Annotated in this window: 17 protein-coding genes; 11 read left to right on the top strand and 6 right to left on the bottom strand. The window is 72.7% G+C overall.

Annotated elements, in window-relative coordinates; translation table 11 throughout:
* Positions 1-92 precede the first annotated feature (92 nt).
* The 3 genes from ACZ53K_RS19520 to ACZ53K_RS19530 are packed head-to-tail and all read left to right on the top strand — an operon-like array spanning position 93 to position 2,483.
* Positions 93-932: a triose-phosphate isomerase family protein gene (locus ACZ53K_RS19520; protein WP_468837884.1), complete on the top strand. Its 840-nt coding sequence runs from the start codon at positions 93-95 to the stop codon at positions 930-932.
* Between the two features lie 10 nt (positions 933-942).
* Positions 943-1,419: an RpiB/LacA/LacB family sugar-phosphate isomerase gene (locus tag ACZ53K_RS19525; protein WP_468837886.1), complete on the top strand. Its 477-nt coding sequence runs from the start codon at positions 943-945 to the stop codon at positions 1,417-1,419.
* A 50-nt stretch (positions 1,420-1,469) separates the two neighbouring features.
* Complete coding sequence (locus ACZ53K_RS19530) at positions 1,470-2,483, top strand: zinc-dependent alcohol dehydrogenase family protein (protein ID WP_468837888.1); 1,014 nt, start codon at positions 1,470-1,472, stop codon at positions 2,481-2,483.
* A 16-nt stretch (positions 2,484-2,499) separates the two neighbouring features.
* On the opposite strand, the gene ACZ53K_RS19535 is transcribed toward ACZ53K_RS19530, so the two are convergent.
* Positions 2,500-3,426, bottom strand: a complete 927-nt coding sequence (locus tag ACZ53K_RS19535) for an SDR family oxidoreductase (RefSeq protein ID WP_468837891.1) — start codon at positions 3,424-3,426, stop codon at positions 2,500-2,502.
* Positions 3,427-3,637: 211 nt separating this feature from the next.
* Here ACZ53K_RS19535 and ACZ53K_RS19540 point away from each other — a divergent pair, with 211 nt between their 5' ends.
* The 3 genes from ACZ53K_RS19540 (at position 3,638) to ACZ53K_RS19550 (ending at position 6,119) form a co-directional block, all read left to right on the top strand.
* A complete protein-coding gene (locus ACZ53K_RS19540; protein ID WP_468837894.1) occupies positions 3,638-4,567 on the top strand; it encodes a LysR family transcriptional regulator in 930 nt (309 codons plus the stop codon).
* Between the two features lie 44 nt (positions 4,568-4,611).
* Complete coding sequence (locus ACZ53K_RS19545) at positions 4,612-5,775, top strand: acyl-CoA dehydrogenase family protein (RefSeq protein WP_468837896.1); 1,164 nt, start codon at positions 4,612-4,614, stop codon at positions 5,773-5,775.
* A 188-nt stretch (positions 5,776-5,963) separates the two neighbouring features.
* A complete protein-coding gene (locus ACZ53K_RS19550; protein ID WP_468837899.1) occupies positions 5,964-6,119 on the top strand; it encodes a hypothetical protein in 156 nt (51 codons plus the stop codon).
* Positions 6,120-6,220: 101 nt separating this feature from the next.
* On the opposite strand, the gene ACZ53K_RS19555 is transcribed toward ACZ53K_RS19550, so the two are convergent.
* On the bottom strand, positions 6,221-7,771 hold the full coding sequence (locus ACZ53K_RS19555; protein WP_468837901.1) for an AMP-binding protein: 1,551 nt from the start codon (positions 7,769-7,771) through the stop codon (positions 6,221-6,223).
* Positions 7,772-8,203: 432 nt separating this feature from the next.
* Here ACZ53K_RS19555 and ACZ53K_RS19560 point away from each other — a divergent pair, with 432 nt between their 5' ends.
* Complete coding sequence (locus tag ACZ53K_RS19560) at positions 8,204-10,084, top strand: alpha-L-fucosidase (protein WP_468837904.1); 1,881 nt, start codon at positions 8,204-8,206, stop codon at positions 10,082-10,084.
* 57 nt (positions 10,085-10,141) lie between these two features.
* Positions 10,142-10,765, top strand: coding sequence for a TIGR03086 family metal-binding protein (locus ACZ53K_RS19565; RefSeq protein ID WP_468837907.1), 624 nt, complete (start codon positions 10,142-10,144; stop codon positions 10,763-10,765).
* A 90-nt stretch (positions 10,766-10,855) separates the two neighbouring features.
* On the opposite strand, the gene ACZ53K_RS19570 is transcribed toward ACZ53K_RS19565, so the two are convergent.
* Entirely contained in the window at positions 10,856-11,026 is a 171-nt protein-coding gene (locus ACZ53K_RS19570; RefSeq protein WP_154806360.1) for a hypothetical protein, read from the bottom strand.
* Between the two features lie 368 nt (positions 11,027-11,394).
* Positions 11,395-12,270 carry an Fpg/Nei family DNA glycosylase gene (locus tag ACZ53K_RS19575; protein ID WP_468837910.1) on the bottom strand — a complete coding sequence of 292 codons (876 nt, stop codon included), beginning with the start codon at positions 12,268-12,270 and terminating at the stop codon, positions 11,395-11,397.
* 96 nt (positions 12,271-12,366) lie between these two features.
* Between ACZ53K_RS19575 and ACZ53K_RS19580 the strand changes: the two genes are divergently transcribed.
* Positions 12,367-13,794, top strand: coding sequence for a lipase maturation factor family protein (locus tag ACZ53K_RS19580; protein ID WP_468837912.1), 1,428 nt, complete (start codon positions 12,367-12,369; stop codon positions 13,792-13,794).
* Here ACZ53K_RS19580 and ACZ53K_RS19585 read toward each other — a convergent pair.
* Complete coding sequence (locus ACZ53K_RS19585; protein ID WP_468837915.1) at positions 13,691-14,776, bottom strand: tetratricopeptide repeat protein; 1,086 nt, start codon at positions 14,774-14,776, stop codon at positions 13,691-13,693. The two genes, ACZ53K_RS19580 and ACZ53K_RS19585, sit on opposite strands and share 104 nt — an antisense overlap.
* Before the next feature lie 262 nt (positions 14,777-15,038).
* On the opposite strand from ACZ53K_RS19585, the gene ACZ53K_RS19590 reads away from it, so the two are divergent.
* Entirely contained in the window at positions 15,039-16,226 is a 1,188-nt protein-coding gene (locus ACZ53K_RS19590) for a lactonase family protein (RefSeq protein WP_468837918.1), read from the top strand.
* A 78-nt stretch (positions 16,227-16,304) separates the two neighbouring features.
* On the top strand, positions 16,305-17,708 hold the full coding sequence (locus ACZ53K_RS19595) for an amino acid permease (RefSeq protein WP_468837921.1): 1,404 nt from the start codon (positions 16,305-16,307) through the stop codon (positions 17,706-17,708).
* Between the two features lie 206 nt (positions 17,709-17,914).
* On the opposite strand, the gene ACZ53K_RS19600 is transcribed toward ACZ53K_RS19595, so the two are convergent.
* Positions 17,915-18,664 carry a transglycosylase family protein gene (locus ACZ53K_RS19600; protein WP_468837924.1) on the bottom strand — a complete coding sequence of 250 codons (750 nt, stop codon included), beginning with the start codon at positions 18,662-18,664 and terminating at the stop codon, positions 17,915-17,917.
* Positions 18,665-18,892: the final 228 nt, after the last annotated feature.

The raw sequence follows: 18,892 nt of genomic DNA on the forward strand, positions 1-18,892 counted from the left end.
CCTCACCTCACAGAGATCTCGCGAAACTGGGAAACATAACGTCTTGATCTGAGAACTTCACATGTGCTTTTGTTTGAAGCATCATGAACGACGTGATCCCTGAGAACTCGACGTCGGCGGCGGCCCGGTCCCCCGGGGCCTTCGGGCCCCCCGGAGCGGGCCGCCGCCCGGTCGTCGGCGTATCGCTGAAGCTCTACTTCGGACTGGCCGCGACCAGGCAGTGGCTCGCCGACGTGGCCACGCTCCAGGGCGCCCTGGCGGAACTCCCCCGGCCCGTCGACCTGTTCGTCCTGCCCGCCTTCCCCGCCCTGGCCGACGCCCGCGAGCTGCTGGCCGGTACGGACGTCGCGTACGGCGCCCAGGACGTGCACTGGGCCGAGACCGGCGCCTGGACCGGCGAGGTCTCCGCGGGCATGCTCGCCGAGGCGGGCGCCCGGTACGTCGAGGTCGGGCACGCGGAGCGGCGCCGCCACTTCGGCGAGACGGACGCGACCGTGGCCGCCAAGACCGGCGCCGCCACCCGGGCCGGGCTGGTGCCCGTCATCTGCGCGGGCGAGCGGCACGACGGCGGCCTCGCACGGGCCGTCGAGGAGACGCTGACCCAGGTACGGGCCGCCCTCGGCGGCGCGGAACCGGGCAGCGAGGTGATCGTCGCCTATGAGCCGGTCTGGGCGATCGGCGCCCGTGAACCGGCGCCCGCGCGGCACGTACGGGCGGTGGCCTCGGCCATCGGCGGCTGCCTGCGCGACCACGACGTACGGGGCCGGGTCATCTACGGCGGCACCGCCGGGCCCGGCACCTTCGGACGGCTGTCCGGCAGCGTCGACGGCCTGTTCCTGGGCCGGCTCGCGCACGACACCGCGAACCTGCGCCAGGTCCTCGGAGAAGTCGCCGCGGCCGGCACACCCGCCCCGCTTCCCCTTCGCCCCTAGGGAGTTCACCGTGCAGGACACGTACCGCATCGCCCTCGGCGCCGACGACGCCGCGACCGCCATGAAGGACGCGATGGCCGCGTACCTGACCGAACGCGGCCACCGGGTCACCGACCTGAGCGCCACGGACGGCGAGGACTACCCGGACGTCGCGGAGCGGGTCGCGCGCGGCGTCGCGCGCGGCGAGCACGAGCGTGCCGTCCTGGTCTGCGGCACCGGCATCGGCATGGCCATCGCCGCCAACAAGGTGCCCGGCATCCGGGCCGCCCAGATCCCGGACAGCTACAGCGCGGAGCGCGCCCGCAAGTCCAACGACGCGCAGATCGCCTGCTTCGGCAGCCGCACGATGGGCGTGGAGGCCGCCCTGGTGTGCCTGGAACACTGGCTGGTCTCCGACTTCGCCGGCGGCGGCTCCGCGCCCAAGGTGGAGAAGATCAAGCAGGTCGAGTCGCGCAACCTGACCTCTCCGGGCCTGCCCGCGGCCTGAGCCCGGCCGGTCCCGTCCCTTCCTCCCCCCTCCGAAAGGCGGTCACGACCATGCGCGCAGTTGTCATCGAGGAGCCGAAGAAGCTGTCCGTCAGCCAGGTCCCGGACCCGGTGCCCGGCCCGGACGACGTGGTCGTCAAGGTGACCGCCGCCGGACTGTGCGGCACCGATGTGCACATGCTGGCGGGCGAGTTCGGGCCGACGCGGTACCCGGTGATCCCCGGGCACGAGTTCTCCGGCGAGATCGTGGCGGTGGGCTCGGCGGTGACCGGTCTCGCCGAGGGCGACGCCGTCGCCGCGGACCCGGCCCTCTACTGCGGTACGTGTCACTTCTGCTCCATCGGCCACGGCAACCTCTGCGAGAAGTGGGGCACCATCGGCATCACGGTGGACGGGGCCGCCGCCGAGTACGTCAAGGTCCCGGCCGGCAACTGCTATCGCCTCCCCGAGACGGTCGCGCTGCGGCACGCCCCGCTGATCGAGCCGCTCTCCACCATCCTGCGCGGCTTCGACATCGTCGGCCCCAAGCTGGGCGACCACTTCCTGATCTACGGCGCGGGCGCCATGGGACTGCTCTACCTCCAGGTCGCGCAGCGCGCCGGCGCCGCGTCGGTCTCGGTGGTCGACATCAACGAGGACCGGCTGACGGTCGCCCGGCAGCTCGGCGCCGACACCGTCGCCACCGGCGCGGACGACCTGGCCGCCGCCCATCCGCTCGGCTGGCAGGTGGTCACCGACTGCACCGGCAACGTACGGGCCATCGAGGACGGCCTGACCCGGCCGATCCGCGGTGGCACGTTCCAGCAGTTCGGCTGTGCGCCCGACCAGGAGACGGCGCGGTTCTCGCCGTTCCGGATCTACAACGACGAGATCCGCATCGTCGGCAGCATGGCGATCCTGCACACCTACGGCCGGGCGGTCGAGATGCTGGGCAAGGGCGTGATCGACTGCGGAACCATGATCACGCACCGCTTCGGGCTGGACCAGTACGCCGAGGCCCTGCGGACGTTCGAACGGGGCACCGGCCGCAAGCTGCAGATCGTCCCGAACGGGCCGGTGGACTGAGGGAGGCAGCGGCCCCTCAGAAGATGCTCGTCCGCCCCGCGAAGTAGTGCCCCTCTTCGAGGTCCTGGAGCAGGGACGGACACTCCGGCTCCCAGCCCACCAGCTTGCGGGTCAGAGCGCTCGACATGGGATTGTCGACCGACACCATGCCGGAGAGGAAGCCGAAGTGCGCGCCCGCTTCCCCGGCGGTGATGCCCGCGGCCGGCACTCCCAGCCGGCGGCCGATGGTCTCGGCGATGTCGCGGAGCGGCACGCCCTCCTCGGCTGTCGCGTGCAGCACCGAACCGGCCGGGGCGGCTTCCAGCGCCAGCCGGAACAGGCGCGCCGCGTCCAGCCGGTGTACGGCGGGCCAGCGGTTGGAGCCGTCACCGATGTAGGCCGCGACGCCCTTCGCGCGGGCGGCGTCGATCAGCATCGGGACGAAGGCCCGGTCGCCCTCGCCGTGCACGGACGGTGCGAGCCGTACGACCGACGAGCGCACCCCGCGGCCGGCCAGCGACAGGACCGCGTCCTCCGACGCGAGCCGGGGCGCGTCCGTTCCGGGCTCGGGCCTGATCTCCTCGGTCCCGGGGCGGCCGGCTGCCATCGAGGCGACCGTCAGCGTGCCCGTGGTGATGACGAAGGGCTTGTCGGTGCCTTCGAGGGCGGCCCCGACCGTCCGCACGGCGCGCAGGTCCAGCCGCCCCGCGGCCGCGAAGGACGCCAGGTCCGAGAAGTCGTGGCGGTAGGCGAGGTGGATGACGCCGTCCGCCGCGGCGGCCGCGTCGTGCAGGCTGCCGGGGTCGTCCAGGGAGCCCCGGTATGCCTCGGCACCGGCCGCCGTCAGCGTCGCGGCGGAGGTGTCCGAGCGGGCCAGGCCGACGACCGTGTGTCCGGCGTCGAGGAGTTCCCGGACCACCGCGGTCCCGATGAATCCGGTTGCTCCGGTGACGAATACGCGCATGGTGGTGTCCTTGAAAGAGGGGAGAAAAAGGTGTGCGAGACCGGCCGGTGAGGGGCGGCCGGGCGCCCGGCCGGCGTGGTTCCCATGCTCCGGGCGGGGACCGCCGCGCGTCCAAAGCCCGTTTCGCATGAGGACATGCGAAACAGGCATCGCTACTGGCCAGGGCTGCTGTTCAACTCTCCGTACGCCCGGACCGGACTACGCTTCGGGTATGCCCGACCCCTCCCCCGCGCCCGATCTCGACCTGCGGCTCGTGCGCTACTTCACGGCCGTCGCCGAGCACCGGCACTTCGGCCGCGCCGCCGAAGCCCTCCGCGTCGCCCAGCCGTCCTTGAGCCGCCAGGTGCGCCGCCTCGAACAGCAGTTGGGCGCGCGCCTGCTGGACCGTACTCCGCAGGGCAGCAGGCTGACCGAGGCCGGTGAGGTGTTCCTGCCCCGCGCCAAGGCGCTGCTGCGCGCCGCCGCCGAGGCGGCGGCCCACACCCGTGCCGCCGCCGATCCGGCGCGGATCACCGTCGGGTACACCACGGGCGTCATCGTCACCCCGGCGGTCCGCGAGCTGCGCCGGCGGCACCCGGACGCCGAAGTGCACAGCCAGTACGTGGACTGCACCGTGATCAACGAGGCGTTGCTCGGCCACCGGGTGGACGCGATGGTGACCCGGCTGCCGTTCCCGACCGCCGGGCTGCAGGTGACGGTCCTGTACGACGAGCCCCGAGTGCTGCTGGTGCCGCTCGACCACCGCCTCGCGGGCAAGGAGTCCGTCACCCTCGCCGACATCGCCGACGAGCCCCTCCCCCGCCTGCGCCAGGCCGATCCGGACTGGAACGCCTACTGGCGCATCGACCCCCGGCCCGACGGGCGTCCGGCCCCCGACGGCCCGTTCATCGACGCCCTGGAGGACAAGTTCGAGCTGATCGCCGCCGGTGAGGCCGTGGCCATCGCGGCCGGCCCACGGGCCGTGGCCCTGCGCCCGGACGTCACCGGGATTCCCCTGCACGGTGTCGAACCGAGCCACGTCGTCGTGGCGACCCGTGCCGACGACCGCAGCCGCCTGGTGACGGCGTTCCGCAAGGCGGCCCGGACCCGGCTCACCGGTCCCGCCTCCGGCCTGACGGACGGGCGGTCTCCCCGCGGGTAGGTGCTGCACACGCGCAGCACCGTCCCCGCCGAAGGAGGCCGCTCATGCCCGGCTACGACCTGCTCCGCTCCGAGGAACGCGCCATCGTCGACGTCGTACGCGACTTCGTCGACCGCGACGTACGTCCCGTGGCACGCGAGTGGGAACATGCCGACCGCTACCCGGCGGAACTCGTCGAGCGGATGAAGCAGCTCGGCGTCTTCGGCCTCGCGGTGCCGGCCCCGTACGGCGCCGCCGCCGTCTCCGCCTCCTGCTTCGCCCTGGTCACCGAGGAGCTGGCGCGTGGCTGGATGAGCCTAGCCGGTGCCATGGGCGGCCATACCGTGGTCTGCACCCTGCTCGTCCGGTACGGGACTCCGGAGCAGCGCGAGCACTGGCTGCCGCGGCTGGCCACCGGGGAGGTACGGGCCGCGATGGCGCTCACCGAACCGGGCGGCGGCTCGGACCTCCAGGCGATGCGCACCACGGCGCGCCGCGCCGCCGACGGCACCTACCTCGTCAACGGCGCCAAGACCTGGATCACCAACGCCCGCCGCGCCGGGCTGATCGCGCTGCTGGTCAAGACCGACCCGGCGGCCGAGCCCGCGCATCGCGGCATCTCGGTGCTGCTCTGCGAGCACGGCCCCGGGATGACCGTCTCCCGCGACCTGCCCAAGCTGGGCTACAAGGGCGTGGAGAGCTGCGAGCTGGCCTTCGACGACTTCCGGGTGCCCGGGGAAGCGCTGCTCGGCGGGCAGGAAGGCAGCGGATTCGGGCAGATGATGCGCGGGCTGGAGATCGGCCGTATCCAGGTCGCCGCGCGGGCGGTGGGGGTCGGGCGGGCCGCCTTCGAGGACTCCGTACGGTACGCGCGCCGGCGGGAGAGCTTCGGAAAGCCGATCTGGCAGCACCAGGCCGTCGGCGCCCATCTGGCGGACATGGCGACGTCGCTGACGGCGGCGCGCCAGCTCGTGCTGCACGCGGCACGTACGTACGACAGCGGTCAGCGTGCCGATCTGGAGGCGGGCATGGCCAAGCTGTTCGCCTCCGAGACAGCCATGCGCGTCGCACTGGACGCGGTGCGGGTGCATGGCGGGTACGGCTACTCGACCGAATTCGACGTGGAGCGGTACTTCCGCGACGCACCGCTGATGATCGTCGGTGAGGGGACGAACGAGATCCAGCGAGAGGTGATCGTACGGCAGCTGATGCGGCGCGGGGGGCTGTGAGGGCACGACGCTCTTGATCACTGGGGAGCCTGCTGATGAGGTGGCCGGCATGACTGATCTCGGATCCGTCGCCTGGCCGCTGCCCCGGTCAAAACCGAGAGGCTCGTGCTCCGGGCCCCCGAGGCCCGTGACCGTCCGGCGTTCATCGAGCTGCTGGCATCGCCAGAGGTGCCGCCAACACCGGCTCGATGCGCCTCGCGGCAAAGCCGGGGTTCACCGAGGTGGAGCGGTTCCAGGCCTGGGGAGCCGAGCAATGGCCCGGCCTGCGGTCACCGGATGGCCCGACCAACGCGACCGGCCAGAAGGCCCTCGCCCGCATCGCACGGAAACTCCGCTCCGGCTGACCGAGGGGAAACGCGGGAGATCAGGCCGCGAGACCGGCCGGTGGGTGATCGCTGAAGGCGCCCCGGCGGTCGCCGGAGGCGTGTTCCTGCCGTGCGCCCCTTCAGATCGCCCGCCCCCGCCCCTCCCAGTACGGTTCCCGCAGCCGCCGTTTGAAGAGTTTGCCGGACTCGTCGCGCGGCAGGCTCTCCTCGAAGACCACGGTTCTGGGCACCTTGTACGAGGCGAGCCGGTCGGCGACGTGTGCCCGTACGTCCTCGGTGGTGAGTCCGGCGTCCGGTTCGGGCTCGACGTGCGCGGCGAGCGCTTCGCCGAACTCCTCGTCGGGGATGCCGAAGACGGCGACGTCGCGCAGCCCGTCGAGGGCGAGCAGGCAGCCCTCGATCTCCGCCCGGTAGATGTTGACGCCGCCGGATATGACCAGGTCGTTGCGGCGGTCGCTGAGGTGGAGGTAGCCGTCGGCGTCGAGGTGGCCGATGTCGCCGATCGTGACGTAGCCGGGCATCCGGCCGGCCTCCATCGCCGCGCGCTTGGCGGGGTCGCCGAGGTAGGTGAACTGCGGCCAGGTGTCGGACGGCCTGATGTAGACCTCGCCGGTCCGGCCGGTGGGCAGTTCCACGCCGTCGGGGCCCAGGATCACCACCGAGCAGGTGCCTTCGGCCCGGCCGACCGTACCGGGGTGTGCCAGCCACTCCTGGCTGTCGCACCAGGTCACGGCGCCGGTCTCGCTGCCGCCGTAGTACTCGCGCAGTACCGGCCCCAGCCAGTCGATCATGGCGTGCTTGATGTGCGGCGGACAGGGCGCCGCGGCGTGCACGACCGAGGTGAGCGAGGACAGGTCGTAGCGCTCGCGGATCTCCTTGGGCAGCCGCAGCAGCCGTACGAACATGGTCGGCACCATCTGCACCTGCTGGATGCGGTGGTGTTCGACCAGCCGGAGGAACTCCTCGGCGTCGAACCGCGGCATCAGGGTGATGTCCAGGCCGCCGGCCAGCGCGAGGACGGCGTGCTGGCTGGGCGAGGCGTGGTAGAGCGGCGCGGGGATCAGGGTGCGGCCGCCGGGTGCCACGGCGAAGTACTCGAAGAACTTCGCCACCGCTTCGGCGAGCTGCTCCTCGCCGACCGGGTCGCGCAGTACCCCTTTGGGGCGGCCGGTGGTGCCCGAGCTGTAGATGACGGTGGGCGGCCGGCGGGCGGCTTCCTCGGCGAGCGGCGGGTGGCCGACCAGCCAGGTGTCCAGGAGGGGGTGGTCGCCGGTCACCGGCGGAGGCGGGAAACCGCAGGCGGCGGCGGTGCCGTCGGGTACCGGGACCTCGATGAGGCGGGCGCGGTCCGGGAGTGCGGCGGCGACCCCCGGCAGCAGGTCGGTGTGGGCGAAGACGACCTTGCTGTCGCTGTCACCGAGCACATGCCGCAGCTCGTCGTGCCGGAAGTGCCAGTTGACGGGGACGGCCGAGGCGCCCAGCCGGGCCGCCCCGGCGGTGATCTCCAGGTACGCGGGCTCGTTGCGCATCACGATCGCGATCCGCTCCCCGGGTTCGACCCCCAGTGCGCGCAGCCCGGCGGCGATGCGGGCGGACCGTTCGTGGAACGCGGGATAGGTGCGCTCCACTCCGGCGCAGCGGATGGCGGGGGGTGTGGCGGCGACGTCCATGCAGCCTCCAGACAGTTGCGGCTCGCGCCCATTGAACAGGCGGTTCCGCCGGGCCGCCAGAGTGCTGACAGGCCGTCAGTACGGGTTCGGGACAGTGCGATGGAGGCGGTCCCGGGGCGTGGTACGGGAGGGGAGCGGGTGTGCCCGGGGGCGGCCGTCGGAGGGGTTGTCAGGTGAATCACCGGGCGGAGCGCCGGGCGGATCACTGCTGCGTTACGTCCGAGGTCTGTCCGGAGTGGGGCCGCCAACCGCCCGTATTGCGCCAGGTTTTCGCGTTGGGTGCTCCGATGTCTGACGCGTCGGAGGGCTTCCGGCGGGGGCGTGGGGGCTGCACGATGCGGGAGGGCATTCCAGGCATGGGCATGACCGGCCGGCCGTCGCCCGGCCGGCCGGTGACCGACCGACCGGTGACCGACCGAAAAGGAGCATGCGATGCGCAGCCGCACCGGACCGGCCCGGCTCCTCGGAAACCTGGCCGCGGCCATGGCGTTGCTCGGCACCCTGCTGACCGGCGCCGGGCCCCCGGCCGAGGCCGCCTCGACCGCCACGGCCCCCGTCACGGACCGCTCGCCCGGCCACGCTCCCCGGCCCGGGGCCGCCGGACCGGGCACGAATCACGCCGTCGACGACCCCTTCGTCTCCGAGCGCACCTCCTGGTGGCGGCAGGACCGCTTCGGCATGTTCATCCACTTCGGGGTGTACTCGAACCTGGAGGGCGAGTACACCCGGCCGGACGGCACCGTCTGCCGCAACGCCGAGTGGATCAAACGGCAGTGCGCGATCCCCACCGATGTGTACGAGCGGCAGGCCGCCACGTTCAATCCGGCGGCGTTCGACGCGGAAGCGGTGGTCAGGGCGGCCAAGGAGGCGGGCCAGCGCTATATCGTCATCACCTCCAAGCACCACGACGGGTACGCGATGTGGCCGACGAAGCAGAACCGGTGGAACCTGCGCGACCACTCCGCCTTCGACCCGCACCGCGACATCCTGGCCGAGCTGAAGACGGCCGCCGCCGCGGCGGGCATCAAGCTGGGCTTCTCCTACTCGATCTGGGACTGGCACGACCCCGACTTCGCCGGCCCGGCGACCTTCCCGCGCTACAAGGAGCGGATGTACGCGCAGCTCAAGGAGCTGGTGGACGGGTACGATCCGGCGCTGCTGTGGTTCGACGGCGAGTGGGACGCGGACAACCCCGTCAACCGCTGGTCCCCGCGCGACGGCGCCGGCCTCCAGGCGTACCTGCACGGCCTCGACCCGGACCTGATCGTCAACAACCGGGGCGGCAAGAAGCGCGTCGTGGACGGTGACTACGGCACTCCCGAGCAGGAGATTCCCGCGGAGCCCGTGGCCGGTCAGCTCTGGGAGAGCTGCATGACGCTCAACGACCACTGGGGCTTCGCCCGGTACGACACCCACTGGAAGTCCGCCGCCACCGTCGTCCGCAACCTCCTCGCGGTCGCCGGGCGCGGCGGCAACTACCTCCTCAACGTGGGCCCGGACCGGCACGGACGCATCCCGCAGGCGTCCGTGGACCGGCTCCGCGCCACCGGCCGCTGGCTGGCCGCGCACGGGCAGGGCGATGCCGTGTACGGCGCCGGGCACACCGGGCTGGTCGCCGAGCCGTCGTGGGGCACGGTCTCCCGTAAGCGCGACGCCTTGTACGCGTCCGTCACCGCCTGGCCCGCCGCCGGGAAGTCCCTGCACCTGACCGCCAAGGCGCCCCTGCGCGTCACGTCCGCACGGGTGCTGGGCAGTTCGCGGAAGATCACCGTCACTCCGGCGGGCGACGGTTTCGCTCTCACACCGTCGGGCCCGCCCACCGGGCCCGAGGCAACCGTCATCCGGCTCGCCGTCCGGCCGCCGGCCGCCGCGCCCGCCGGACGCGGGACGGGGCTGACCGCGCGGAGCTGGGCGAATGACAGCTTCACCGGGCCGCCCGCGGTGACCACCATCGATCCGGTGATCAACAAGTCCTACCGGTTCGACGGCTCACCCGCCGCGAGCATCCCGGCGGACCACTTCAGCACCCGCTGGACCGGCACGATCCGGCCGCTCTTCAGCCAGACGTACACCCTCACCACCGTCTCCGACGACACCGTACGGGTGTGGGTGGACGGCCGGCTCGTCATCGACAGCACCGCTCCGCACGAGCCGCGGACCGACCGGGCGACCGTCGCGCTGACCGCCGGGCACCGGCACACCCTCCGCGTCGAGCACACCGAGCGGACCGGCGAGGCGCATCTGAAGCTGCTCTGGTCCGGTCCGGGTCAGGAGCAGCAGATCGTGCCGCGCGGCGCGTTGTATCCGTCGTGAGCGCGACCGTGCGTCGCACCGCGGTGGCCGCCGTACCCACTCCTATCCTCGGTGAGCATGAGCCAACACGAAAAGGACAAGAACGGTTCCGATACGGGCGGGAGTGATGAGCATGCCGACATCCTGCGCCGGCACGGCGAGGCCATCGCACTGTTCGGCAGCCGGGTCCGCCGGGTGCGCGACGACCAGTGGGACGACCCGACGCCGTGCGACGCGTGGTCGGTGCGCGACCTGGTCGGCCATCTGACCGTGGAGCAGCTGTGGGTGCCCCGGCTGGTGCGGGACGGCGCCACGATCGAGGAGGTCGGGGACGCGTACGACGGTGACCAGCTCGGGGACGACCCGGCCGGGGCCTGGGACCGGGCGGCAGTGGCCGCGGTGGCGGCGTTCTCGGAGCCGGGCGCGCTGGACCGTACGGTCCACCTGTCGTCCGGGACCGGCTCGGCCGCCGCGTACTGCTCGCAGATGATGATGGACGCGGTGGTCCACTCCTGGGATCTGTCGCGGGCGATCCGCGCGGACGAGCACCTGCCGCAGGATCTGGCGGCCGCCGCTCTGCGCGAGGTCGAGCCGTACGCGGACGAACTCGCCGGTACCTCGATGTTCGCCGATCCCGTACCGCCACCGCCCGGAGCCGACGACCTCACCCGGCTGCTGTGTCTGCTGGGCCGCCGGCCGTGACGTCCGCCGACGCCGGTCGCGGCGCCGGCCGGCCGGAGTCCGCGGGCCCTGTGCGGTCCGCGGGCCGGTCGGCCGGTACGGCGGGTCCGGTCAGTCGATACCGCGGAAGATGTGGGTCTCGGTGGGGTCGTCGTCGCAGCCGGCGACTCTGACCGGGACACAGCGGCCCCAGACCTCCAGATTGCGGACTTCCTTGATCCGACCCGGCCGCTCGCCCGGCTTGGGCCGCGGCTGCTTGCGTTGCGCGTTTTCCAATGCCACCACGCACTCCTTCATCAAGGGGACACTTCCGACGCGGTGGCGCCTTTGCACAAACCGGGATGTCAGCCAGGGTTTGTGGCGCTTCCCGCGACGGGCCAAGGGTGTTGGCATCTCCTGGACAGGTCGTCCGTCGTCCACCAGATTAGCGACCGCGATCGGGGCGCGCTCGACAATTACCGGAAATGCAGTCGAGTCGGGGAGAATACCTAGATTCTGCCTGGGGCCGCATAGCGGTCACCGGGCCGTGCCCGGCGGGCTCCGCGGCTCCGCCCCGCCCACCGGCCCACGCCTGCCGCCGGTACCCCGCCGTTCGCCCGATTGCCGTACACGCCTGCTGCCGGTCCCGATCCCGGCCCCGGCTCCCGCCGCTACTTCAGAAGCCGGGACATCCGCCGGTCGGCCAGCAGCTTGCCGCCGGTCTGGCAGGTGGGGCAGTACTGGAGCGAGGAGTCGCTGAAGGAGACCTCGCGGACGGTGTCACCGCAGACCGGACACGGCTCGCCGGTACGGCCGTGCACCCGCAGCCCGCTCTTCTTCTCCTTCTTCAGCTGCCCGGCGGCAACTCCCCTGGAGCGTTCCACCGCCTCCCGGAGCGTGTCCCGCAGCGCGGCGTAGAGCCGGGCCGTGTCCTCGGCGCCGACGCGTGCCGCGGGCTTGAAGGGGGACATCCGGGCCGCGTGCAGAATCTCGTCGGAGTAGGCGTTGCCGATTCCGGCCAGCACGCTCTGGTCCCGCAGTACGCCCTTGATCTGCCGCCGCTCCCCCTTGAGCAGGGCGGCCAGGGACTCCTCCGTGAAGTCCGCCGCGAGCGGGTCGGGGCCGAGCCGGGCGACACCGGGGACCTGCGCGGGACCGGTCACGCAGTAGACGGCCAGCCGTTTCTGCGTACCGGCCTCGGTGAGGTCGAAGCCGGGCTCCGGGCCGGTCCCTTCGGCGCTCAGCCGGACGCGCAGCGCCAGCGGGCCCTTGCCGGGGCGCGGCGGGGCGTCGGGCAGGGCGTCCTGCCAGCGCAGCCAGCCGGCGCGGGCCAAGTGGATCACCAGGTGCAGGCCGCCGGCGGTGAGGTCCAGGAACTTCCCGTGCCGCGCCACCGCCGTGACCGTGCCGCCTTCCAGGGCGGTCAGCGGCGGGTCGTACGTCTTGAGCACGTTGACGGCGACCGGCTGGGCGCGGACCAGGACGCGGCCGACGGCGTGCCCGTCCAGGAATTCCCGCAGGGCTTCGACTTCCGGCAGTTCGGGCATGGCTCCAGCCTGCACGGTGCGGCGGTCCGGTACATCTCGTGCGCGCCGCGTGCCGGACGGGCGCCCGGGTGCCGCCGCGGTGCTAGGGATGGTCCTGTGGACTGGTTCACGGAGAGCGACGGGTGGCTGGGACGGCTGGTGTTCCAGCGGATGCTGGCCGTGCTGTATCTGGTGGCGTTCGTGGCGGCGGCGCGGCAGTTCCGGGCGCTGCTGGGCGAGCGCGGCATGACGCCGGTGCCGGACTTCCTGCGCCGGGCGCCGTTTCGCAAGGCGCCCTCGGTCTTCCACTGGCGCTACTCGGACCGGTTCTTCGCCCTGTGGTCCTGGGCGGGTGCCCTGCTGGCCGCTGCCGTGGCCGCCGGGGCGGCGGACGCGGTGCCGCTGGGCGTGGCGATGGCGCTGTGGGCGGTGCTGTGGGCGATGTATCTGTCGATCGTGAACGTCGGGCAGACGTGGTACAGCTTCGGCTGGGAGTCACTGCTGCTGGAGACCGGCTTCCTGGCCGTCTTCCTCGGCAACGACGACACGGCGCCGCCGGTGCTCGTGATGTGGCTGCTGCGCTGGCTGCTGTTCCGGGTGGAGTTCGGGGCCGGGCTGATCAAGATGCGGGGCGACCGCTGCTGGCGCGATCTGACCTGCCTGTACTACCACCACGAGACGCAGCCGATGCCGGGCCCGTTCAGCTGGTTCTTCCACCGGCTGCCCAAGCCGCTGCACCGGGTCGAGACGGCCGCCAACCACGTCGCGCAACTGGTGCTGCCGGTGCTGCTGTTCACACCGCGGCCGGTGGCCACCTGGGCGGCGCTGGGCATCGCCGTGACGCAGCTGTGGCTGGTCCTGTCCGGCAACTTCGCCTGGCTGAACTGGCTGACCATCGCCCTGGCCCTGTCGGCCGTGGACGTCTCCTGGTTCGCCGGAGCGCCCGCGGACGCGTCCGCCGCTCCCCCGGTCTGGTTCGCGGTGCTGACCGTGGCCGTCACCGTCTTCGTCGCCTTCCGCAGCTACCGTCCGGTACGCAACCTGCTGTCCCGGCAGCAGCTGATGAACACCTCGTTCGACCCGCTGCACCTGGTGAATTCCTATGGGGCCTTCGGCAGCGTCACGCGCGTACGCCGGGAGATCGTGATCGAGGGCACGGACTCGGCGGTGGCCTCGCCGGACGCGGTCTGGCGGGAGTACGGATTCCGGGGCAAGCCGGGCGGGGTGCGCCGGCTGCCGCGCCAGTTCGCGCCGTACCATCTCCGTCTGGACTGGCTGATGTGGTTCGCCGCGCTCTCCCCCGGCTATGCGCGCAGCTGGTTCGGGCCGTTCGTGGAACGGCTGCTGGAGAACGACCCCGACACGCTGCGGCTGCTGCGCCACAATCCGTTCCCGGACGCGCCGCCCGCGCTGGTGCGGGCCCGGCTGTTCCAGTACCGCTTCACGACGTGGCGGGAACTGCGGGAGACCGGGGCGTGGTGGCACCGTACGGAGCTGCGGGACTTCCTGCCGCCGACGGGAGCAGCTCCGCGCGGAACGCGATGACCATGTCGCGGGCGTGCCGCAGGCCGATGCGCCCGAACTCGCGCTCCAGCTCGTCCAGTTCGGCGAGCGTCTGGTCCTTCGAACCGCCCAGCCGGGAGCGGGACTTGACCAGTCCGAGGCGGGAGAGGGCGGTGCCGCGCGGCTCGTGCATCTCCTCGAACTCGCGCAGTGCGCCGGAGTAGACCGCGCAGGCCTCGGCGTACCGCCCGGCCCGGAACAGGACGTTGCCGCGCATCTTGTGGTTGTAGGCCAGGGCGCTCGCCAGGTCCATGGTGCGGCAGATCGTCTCGGCTTCGGAGAGCAGGTCGAGGGCGCGCTCCGTCTCGCCCTGTACGGACAGGACGTCGGCCACGCCGCGCAGCGACCAGGCGCGGCCCCGTGCGTCGTCGCCGTCGGCGGCTATTCGCGCGGACTCCTCGAACAGCTCCAGGGCCTTGGCGTACCCGCCGGTGTTGCGGTGCATCTGCGCGATGCCGGACATCGCCCACACCATGTGGCGGGCCTCGCCGTGCGCCCGTGCCTGTTCGAGGAGCTGCTCGTGCAGGTCGGCGACGGCGGCGTAGTCGCCCTGGATGCGGCCGGTCTCGGCGAGTCCGGCGAGGGAGTAGCCGTGCGCGAGGCGGTCGCCGCCCTCGTCGGCGAGGGTGACGGCCAGGGCCAGCAGCCTGCGGGCGAGGGCGAGGGAGCCGCACTGCCGGGCGAGCGTGCCGCCGCTCCACAGGGCCCAGGACATCGCGCCGCGGTCACCGGCTCCACGGGCGCTGCGGTAGCTGTCGCGCCAGGCCGTACGGGCCTCGTCGACCCGTCCCAGGCGCCGGTTGGCCTCGGCGACGGCGAGGGAGGCCCGTGCGCGCTCCAGGTCCGTGCGGGCGTCGCGCCGCGCGCGGCCGGCCGTGGTGAGCACGTCCTCGTAGGACGAGTTCACGCTCAGGGCGGTGCCCAGCTCGCCTTGGTACTCCGGGGCGAATGCCTTGCCGTACATGAATCCGTGGCCTCCTGGTCGTGCATGTGCTTGATCACGAAGCTACGGAAAGGAGGGGGGCCGGCGAATCAGTCCACGGATTGGTCGTGCCGTATGCCTCCGGTCCTACGTGAGAGGGACCCGGTCATCATCGGGTCGTACGGGACGTCCGGCCTCCGGCCGACCCCGGAGCGCCACGCGAGCCGCGTCACGCCCCTTGCCGGGGCGGCCGGGCCGGGCCACGCTGGCTGCCGACCGCGATCTCCGGACCCCGAGGTGTGGCATGGACGGCAGGGCACGGGCAGGGACCGGTCGCCGCCGCTTCCTGCGTACGGTCGCGGCGGGCGCCGCGCTGACCGCGGCCGGCGGCAGTCTCGGCGGGGCGGCCGGTCCCGCGTGGGCCATGCCCCGGCCCCGCACCGGACCGTACGCGGTCCGGCCGCTGCTCCTGGGCACGTACACCTCCGTACCGGGCGGCGGCACCGGCGTGGGCCTCGGCACATACGACACGGTCCGTGGCCGGATCACCGCGACCGGAGTGATCGGCGGCGTCGGCGACCCCTCCTACCTGGCCCTCTCACCCTGCCGCCGGACCCTGTACACCGTCAACGAACAGCAGCAGGGTGCGGTGACCGCCATCGCCCTGCGCGCAGACGGCCGCCATCGCGTCCTCGGCAGCCGCCCCACGGGCGGCGCCGGGCCGTGCCACCTGTCCGTCCATCCCGGCGGGCGCTGGCTGCTGAGCGCCGACTATCTCTCGGGCAGCGTCGCCGTGCACCCCATCGACCCGGCCCGGGACGGCGCGCTCGGCGAGCGTACGGACCTGGTCACCCACACCACTCCCCCGCCCGGGCCGGGGCAGGACGGCCCGCACGCGCACCAGATCGTCACCAGCCCGGACGGCCGCCACATCCTCGCCGTCGACCTCGGGAACGACACCGTCTACACCTACCGGCTGGACACCGTCGCCGGAAAGCTCACCCAGGTCTCGTACGCCACACTGCGCCCCGGCGCCGGCCCGCGGCACCTGACCTTCCACCCATCGGGCCGCCACGCCTACCTGGCCAACGAGGTGGACAACACCGCCGTCGTCTGCGCGTACGACCCGGCCACCGGCACGCTCGCACCGGGCGCGCCGCAGCCCACCGGAACCGGCCCCGGCACCAGCTACCCGGCGCAGTTCCTGGTGACCCGCGACGGCGCGTTCGCCTACCTCGCCAACCGCGGCCACAACAGCCTTACCCGCTACGCCGTCGAGGCGGCGGGCTCCCGCCTGCGCCTGCTGGACACGGTGCCGTCCGGCGGCGACTTCCCCCGGCACCTCGCTTTCTCGCCGGACGGCCGGCTGCTCTTCGCGGCGCACCAGAAGTCCGGGACGGTGACGGTGTTCTCGGTGGGCTCCCGGGGCGGGCTGCGGCGGCTGGGCGACCCGTTCCCCGCACCGGTGCCGGTCTGCGTGCTGCCGCTCTGACGCCCGCGGGCCACCGCCCCGGCAGCCGAAACACTGCGGCAACAGCCCCGCAGGATTGCGCCGATAGCGTCGGCCCGCATGAGTACGGGAACATCACAGGAGACGGCACCGGCCACCGCACCGGACGGCGGACAGGCCGGCGGGGAACTGCGCAAAGGCCTCCAGCGGCGCCACATGAACCTGATCGCGCTGGGCGGTGTCATCGGCGCGGGCCTCTTCGTGGGCAGCGGCGTGGTCATCCGGGACACCGGGCCGGCCGCCGTGCTGTCGTTCCTCGCGGCCGGTCTCCTGACCGTCCTGATCATGCGGATGCTGGCGGAGATGACGGTGGCCCGGCCCGCCCTCGGCTCGTTCTACGCCCATGTGCGGGAGGCCCTGGGGCACCGGGCCGGCTTCACGGTCGGCTGGCTGTACTGGTACTTCTTCGTGATCGTGGTGGCCGTCGAGGCGGTGGCGGGCGGCCGGATCGTACGGCTGTGGCTGCCCGGCGTGCCACTGTGGGCCGTCAGCCTGGCGCTGATGGCGCTGCTGACCGCGAGCAACATGGTCTCGGCCCGCTCCTTCGGCGAGTTCGAGTACTGGTTCTCGTCGGTCAAGGTCATCGCGATCGTGGTGTTCCTCTTCCTCGGCGCGCTGTACCTGACCGGACTGTGGCCGCGGGCCCACGGCGGCCTGGCCCACCTCACCGGCTCCGGCGGCTTCGCGCCCGAAGGCGCCGGCGCGGTCCTCGCGGCGATCGTGCCGTGCGTCGGCTTCTTCACCGGTGCAGAGATCGTGACCATCGCGGCGGCCGAGTCGGTGGAGCCGGAGCGCGCCGTGGCGGCGGCGATCCGCTCGATCGTGCTGCGCGTGGTGGGCTTCTACGTGCTGTCGGTGTTCGTCGTCGTGGCGGTCGTGCCGTGGACGTCCCGGGCCGTCGAGGTCAGTCCGTACGCGGCGGTGCTGGACCGGCTGGACGTGCCCGCCGCCGGTACGGTCATGAACGCCGTCGTCCTGGTCGCCGTGCTCTCCTGCCTCAACTCCGCGCTGTACACCTCGTCGCGGATGCTGTTCGCCCTGACCCGCAACGGGGACGCGCCGCGCGGCTTCACCCGGCTCAGCCGTGGCGGGGTGCCGCGCCGGGCGCTGCTCGCCGGAACGTCCGCCGGCTACCTGTCGGTGATCGCGGCATGGGCGTCCCCCGACGTCGTCTTCCGCTTCCTGATCAACTCCTACGGCGCCATCGCCCTGTTCGTCTACCTGGCGATCGCGATCGCCCAGCTCCGCCTGCGCCGCACGCTGGAACGCGAGGATCCGCAGCGGCTGACGCTGCGGATGTGGCTGTTCCCCTGGCTCAGCCGGGCCACCGTCGCGCTGATGGCCACAGTGATCGTGGCGATGGCCGTGCTGCCGGACAGCCGGGCGCAGTTCTGGCTGAGTCTGCTCACGGTGGGCGTGGTCCTGGCCGCCTACGAGGTACGGCGGCGGCGCTCCACCGAGTGAACGGCCGCCGGATGAACAGCCGCCGGGTGAACGGCAGTCGGGCCCGGCCCGGCGCAGGCCGTCCGTGGCGCCACGGACGGCCTGCCGGTGCCCACCGCTTCCCGCGGCGGTCCGCCCGCCCCCAGCCGGACCGCCGTTCCATGGGAATTCGTCACGGGGAATTCCCGGGAGGGTGGGAAGGGATTACCTGCCGCGGTCCGCCATGGTCAGCCGGTTCCCGAACGGCGGACGTCGAGCCGCATCCCCGGGTAAATGAGATTCGGGTCGGCACCGATCACCTGGCGGTTCAGCCGGTAGAACTCCCGCCAGCCCCAGCCGTGGGCGTACGCGATACCGCTCACCGTTTCCCCAGGGTTGACGACATGGCCGCCGGATTTCCGCTGGGGCCTGGTGACCCGGTGCTTGTCCTGCTTGTGCTGGCCGTACCGGCTGCCGTACTGCCGGTCCCGGTGCCGGGGGCTGCGCAGCCGCTCGCGGTAGCGGCCGCTGCCGTTCGTGCGGGCCTGCGTGTCGGCGCGCGGCGCCGGCCGGCGCGCCTCGGAGTGCGGTGCGCTGTGCCGGGCGCCGGACCCGCGCAGGCCCAGCCGGGCCGAGCAGGCCGGCCACGCGCCCCAGCCCTGGCGTGCCAGTACCCGTTCCGCGACCCTGATCTGCTGGGCCCGGGACGCCCGTGACGCCCGGGAGGCGTACCTGCCGCCTCCGAAGGAACGCCAGGTGGAGTGGGCGAACTGCAGCCCGCCCGAGAACCCGTTCCCCGTGTCGGCCCGCCAGTTGCCGCCGCTCTCGCAGCCGGCCAGGCGGTCCCACGTGGCGCCGCTGCGGGCCTCGGCGGGCCCGTCGGCCGCCACGTTCAACGCGCCGGCCGCCAGCAGGACCGCTGCCGCCGTCGCTCCCCGGGCCCCGCGCCCCCGGACCTCACCGCGTCCGCTCGTTTCCGTTCCCTGAGGAAATTCCATCGACGTGCTCCCGTCGCTCACCGCCGGTTTCCCGGCGGCCATGGGGATGCATGACGCCCCGCGAACGCACGCCCTTTCCCGGCTTTTCCGCGGCGATTCTCCCGCGGTTCCACCGAGAGCCTGCGTGGTGTTTCCCGAGCCGTCATGAATTCGACGAGTACGACACAACCACGGCCACGGAAGGCACCGGCAGAGCGCGCGGGAGCGTCCCGGCGGTACGGCCTGCCT

It is taken from the genome of Streptomyces sp. NPDC033221 (assembly GCF_055577005.1).

What these genes read in the sequence shown, in the direction of transcription:
- ACZ53K_RS19530 (WP_468837888.1), top strand. Translation starts at nt 1,470, where the DNA reads ATGCGCGCAGTTGTCATCGAGGAGCCGAAGAAGCTGTCCGTCAGCCAG.
- ACZ53K_RS19535 (WP_468837891.1), bottom strand. Translation starts at nt 3,426, where the DNA reads ATGCGCGTATTCGTCACCGGAGCAACCGGATTCATCGGGACCGCGGTG.
- ACZ53K_RS19540 (WP_468837894.1), top strand. Translation starts at nt 3,638, where the DNA reads ATGCCCGACCCCTCCCCCGCGCCCGATCTCGACCTGCGGCTCGTGCGC.
- ACZ53K_RS19545 (WP_468837896.1), top strand. Translation starts at nt 4,612, where the DNA reads ATGCCCGGCTACGACCTGCTCCGCTCCGAGGAACGCGCCATCGTCGAC.
- ACZ53K_RS19550 (WP_468837899.1), top strand. Translation starts at nt 5,964, where the DNA reads ATGCGCCTCGCGGCAAAGCCGGGGTTCACCGAGGTGGAGCGGTTCCAG.
- ACZ53K_RS19555 (WP_468837901.1), bottom strand. Translation starts at nt 7,771, where the DNA reads ATGGACGTCGCCGCCACACCCCCCGCCATCCGCTGCGCCGGAGTGGAG.
- ACZ53K_RS19560 (WP_468837904.1), top strand. Translation starts at nt 8,204, where the DNA reads ATGCGCAGCCGCACCGGACCGGCCCGGCTCCTCGGAAACCTGGCCGCG.
- ACZ53K_RS19565 (WP_468837907.1), top strand. Translation starts at nt 10,142, where the DNA reads ATGAGCCAACACGAAAAGGACAAGAACGGTTCCGATACGGGCGGGAGT.
- ACZ53K_RS19575 (WP_468837910.1), bottom strand. Translation starts at nt 12,270, where the DNA reads ATGCCCGAACTGCCGGAAGTCGAAGCCCTGCGGGAATTCCTGGACGGG.
- ACZ53K_RS19585 (WP_468837915.1), bottom strand. Translation starts at nt 14,776, where the DNA reads ATGTACGGCAAGGCATTCGCCCCGGAGTACCAAGGCGAGCTGGGCACC.
- ACZ53K_RS19590 (WP_468837918.1), top strand. Translation starts at nt 15,039, where the DNA reads ATGGACGGCAGGGCACGGGCAGGGACCGGTCGCCGCCGCTTCCTGCGT.
- ACZ53K_RS19595 (WP_468837921.1), top strand. Translation starts at nt 16,305, where the DNA reads ATGAGTACGGGAACATCACAGGAGACGGCACCGGCCACCGCACCGGAC.
- ACZ53K_RS19600 (WP_468837924.1), bottom strand. Translation starts at nt 18,664, where the DNA reads ATGGAATTTCCTCAGGGAACGGAAACGAGCGGACGCGGTGAGGTCCGG.